The organism is Peribacillus sp. NPDC058002, from assembly GCF_042886655.1.
GTDB lineage: Bacteria > Bacillota > Bacilli > Bacillales > DSM-1321 > Peribacillus > Peribacillus aracenensis.
In genome coordinates this window covers 1-3,067 of record NZ_JBHVQU010000343.1, presented here as the reverse complement: position 1 = coordinate 3,067, position 3,067 = coordinate 1, and the positions used below count along the sequence as shown (strand labels likewise).

4 protein-coding genes are annotated in these 3,067 nt (G+C 44.9%); 3 read left to right on the top strand and 1 reads right to left on the bottom strand.

Translation table 11 applies throughout. From position 1 onward, the window contains the following. Window positions 1-110: 110 nt before the first annotated feature. Together ACFVSH_RS24735 and ACFVSH_RS24730 are read left to right on the top strand one after the other, a co-directional pair. Window positions 111-1,193: a tartrate dehydrogenase gene (locus tag ACFVSH_RS24735; RefSeq protein WP_387602129.1), complete on the top strand. Its 1,083-nt coding sequence runs from the start codon at window positions 111-113 to the stop codon at window positions 1,191-1,193. Window positions 1,194-1,256: 63 nt separating this feature from the next. Next, the gene (locus ACFVSH_RS24730; RefSeq protein ID WP_048682016.1) at window positions 1,257-1,442 is read left to right on the top strand and encodes a sporulation protein Cse60; all 186 of its coding nucleotides are present in this window, start codon (window positions 1,257-1,259) and stop codon (window positions 1,440-1,442) included. A gap of 107 nt (window positions 1,443-1,549) precedes the next feature. Here the strand turns inward: ACFVSH_RS24730 and ACFVSH_RS24725 are convergent, their stop codons facing one another. Further along, window positions 1,550-2,476, bottom strand: a complete 927-nt coding sequence (locus tag ACFVSH_RS24725) for an SDR family oxidoreductase (protein WP_387708391.1) — start codon at window positions 2,474-2,476, stop codon at window positions 1,550-1,552. 145 nt (window positions 2,477-2,621) lie between these two features. Between ACFVSH_RS24725 and ACFVSH_RS24720 the strand changes: the two genes are divergently transcribed. After that, complete coding sequence (locus ACFVSH_RS24720) at window positions 2,622-2,792, top strand: hypothetical protein (RefSeq protein ID WP_169803975.1); 171 nt, start codon at window positions 2,622-2,624, stop codon at window positions 2,790-2,792. The last annotated feature ends 275 nt before the right edge of the window (window positions 2,793-3,067 follow it).

The following is a 3,067-nucleotide window of genomic DNA, read 5'->3' as shown; positions in this document are numbered from 1 at the left end:
TCATGAAAGGACTCTTTTTTTCTGTATACACCCCTTGACGGGAATGCAAAAATGATATGTTAAAATTAGGGTGCTGAAATCAGAAAATATAGAAAAAGGAGAGTGGAAGAATGAATGTTCATAAAATAGCGGTTATTGCAGGTGATGGGATTGGCCCTGAGGTAATTAATGAGGGGGTAAAGGTACTTAAGGAAGTGGCTGAAATTGCCGGGGATTTTTCTTTCGAGTTCACCTATTTTCCATGGGGCTGTGAATATTACCTGGAGCACGGCAAAATGCTGCCCGACGACGGACTGGATCAACTGATGAAGTTTGACGCCGTGTATCTTGGGGCTGTAGGTTATCCTGGTGTCCCGGACCATATTTCCTTACGTGAACTTCTGCTGAAAATCAGAAAGGGATTTGACCAATATGTGAATGTCCGACCAGTTAAATTGCTTCAAGGTGCACCCTGTCCATTAAAAGACGTGACTCGTGACCAAATCGATATGGTTGTCATCCGTGAAAACAGTGAAGGGGAATATTCAGGCGCCGGTGATTGGCTTTTTAAAGGCAAGCCGGAAGAAGTGGTACTGCAGACGGGAGTCTTTTCCCGAAAAGGAACGGAGAGGATCATCCGTTATGCGTATGAACTGGCGCGTAAGACGGGCAGGACGCTAACGAGCATAAGCAAGGCGAACGCATTGAATTATTCAATGGTTTTTTGGGATCAGGTTTTTGAAGAAATTGGACAGGAGTATCCGGAAGTAGAAACGAATTCCTATCTGGTCGACGCGGCAAGCATGTATTTTGTCAAACAGCCCGAACGCTTTCAAATCGTCGTCACCTCCAATTTATTCGGTGACATCATCACGGATTTAGGTGCTGCCATTGCAGGCGGGATGGGACTGGCGGCTGGTGCCAATTTAAACCCGGAACGGATTTATCCCTCGATGTTCGAACCGATTCATGGTTCAGCCCCGGATATAGCACATCAAGGCATCGCGAATCCACTTGCGGCCATATGGTCCGCCAGCCAGATCCTTGATTTCTTTGGGCATGAGATTTGGGGTGCGAAAATTTTGGACGTGATCGAACGGGTGATGGTCGATAAAAAGGCGCTGACTCCTGATATGGGCGGGGCAGCTTCTACAGAAGAAGTCGGGGATGAAGTTGTTGCCGTATTATCCGCGTTACAAACAAATCAAGTATAAACATCATGAAAAATGGGCATCCTGCACAATAACTATCATTATAGTAAAAGGGCGGGAGAGCCGATGATACAAGTCAAATTATTTGATTATGAGCATGAAAAGGATCTAGAGGACGAAATGAACTTTTTCCTTGAAGACATTCGCGATAATCAAATCGTCGATATCAAATATAATGTCGCCACTACAGGTGAGGAGGAAGAGGAACAGATTTACTGTTTCAGTGCGATGATCATCTATAAGAAAAAATAAAGGCCGGCCGGCAACTCCATCATTCAAATCAGACTACCTATTGCTGCAAGGCGGGCAATTCAAGGTAGTCTTTTTTCGTGTGGGGGGAGTATATTCGATGTGGGGAATTACGACGATGTAACTTCCCCGCCGTTGACATGAAGTGTTTGTCCTGTAAAACGGGAATCATCAGAAGCGAGATAGACAAAGGTGGGAGCCAGTTCAAATGGCTGTCCTTGACGTTCCATCGGGTTATCGACTTGTGTCACTTCGTCTGCCGAGAAACTTGCCGGGATGAGCGGTGTCCAAAACCTTCCGGGCGCAACGGCGTTCACCCGGATGCCTTGATCGACAAGACTGTTTGCCAAGGCACTTGTGAAACCGATATTGGCCCCTTTAGTCGCCGTGTAATCAATTAATTGCTTATTCCCATTAAACGTCACGACAGAAGATGTATTAATGATGGAGGACCCAGCTTTTAAATGGGGAAGGGCAGCACGGGTCGTGTAGAAATGGGAATAGATATTGACTTTAAAGGTATCATCGAATTGCTCATCCGTAATATCAAGCAAGCTTAATTGCTGAAATTGAATACCCACGTGGTTACAGAGAATATCGAGCTTTCCAAATGTTTCGATGGTGTCTTCCACGATATGGATGCATTGCTGCTTATCCCTTAAGTCACCAGGCACCAGTAAGCAACGTTGTCCAAGCTCTTCAATTCTCGTTTTAGTCCGATTGGCATCCTCATGTTCATCCAGATAAGCGATGGAAACATCTGCCCCTTCTTTAGCAAAAGCGATGGCAGCCACAGCGCCAATCCCACTGTCTCCGCCAGTTATCAATGCGACCTTTCCGGTTAGTTTCCCGCTGCCCCTGTAATTGGGATTTTCGATGATGGGCCAGGGCACCATTAATTTTTCTACACCTGGCTGGCGGAATTGGCGTTGCTCAGGAACCGTGATGGGAACGTATTGATAACGGGTGATCTTTCCATAATTCGGATGCATGGGATAGCTTTCACCGGATGATTTCTTTTTCTTATCTTCTGCCATGGGGCGCTCCTAAAAAAGAATTTAGTCCGGATACTTTATGATGATCAGGTATATGCCGTGCATGAAGAACATGTATGGGGACGGGCTCGTTGCCGTGCAGCGCGAATATGCTGAAGGGTAGAAAAAAGTTTTTGGAGGCCTCGATATGCCCTATTATTATAGCGAAGAAGTGAAGCTGTTATTGGTCGAACAATCGGATGAAAAAGTGGAGTTGTTATATGATTCCAACCCAAATACCTTCGAATTGCCGCTTATCGGACCAAGACCGCCCTATTATTATAACCCGCGATATGTGCCGTATTATCCCGTGATTTAAAGGTTACCATCGAAAGGGAAAATGGATGAAGAACGGAGTCCGCTGAATTGGGCTGCCTTTGTCTTTCAAGTGGACTAAATGCAGCCTCCATTCGACTCAAAAATTCCCGATCATAACAGATGACATTAGGAAAAACTGACTATATCCTTCTATGAATTTTACAAATACAGAGATAATGGTTAAAGTTATACATAATACACAGTGCGGAATGGTGTATTTGAAGGAGAGTGCCATTTTGGATAATAAAATGTTACAACTACTAGAAGATATACAGC

Bases quoted from the DNA above. Each gene is read 5' to 3' on its own strand.
- ACFVSH_RS24735 (WP_387602129.1), top strand. From the start codon at position 111: ATGAATGTTCATAAAATAGCGGTTATTGCAGGTGATGGGATTGGCCCT.
- ACFVSH_RS24730 (WP_048682016.1), top strand. From the start codon at position 1,257: ATGATACAAGTCAAATTATTTGATTATGAGCATGAAAAGGATCTAGAG.
- ACFVSH_RS24725 (WP_387708391.1), bottom strand. From the start codon at position 2,476: ATGGCAGAAGATAAGAAAAAGAAATCATCCGGTGAAAGCTATCCCATG.
- ACFVSH_RS24720 (WP_169803975.1), top strand. From the start codon at position 2,622: ATGCCCTATTATTATAGCGAAGAAGTGAAGCTGTTATTGGTCGAACAA.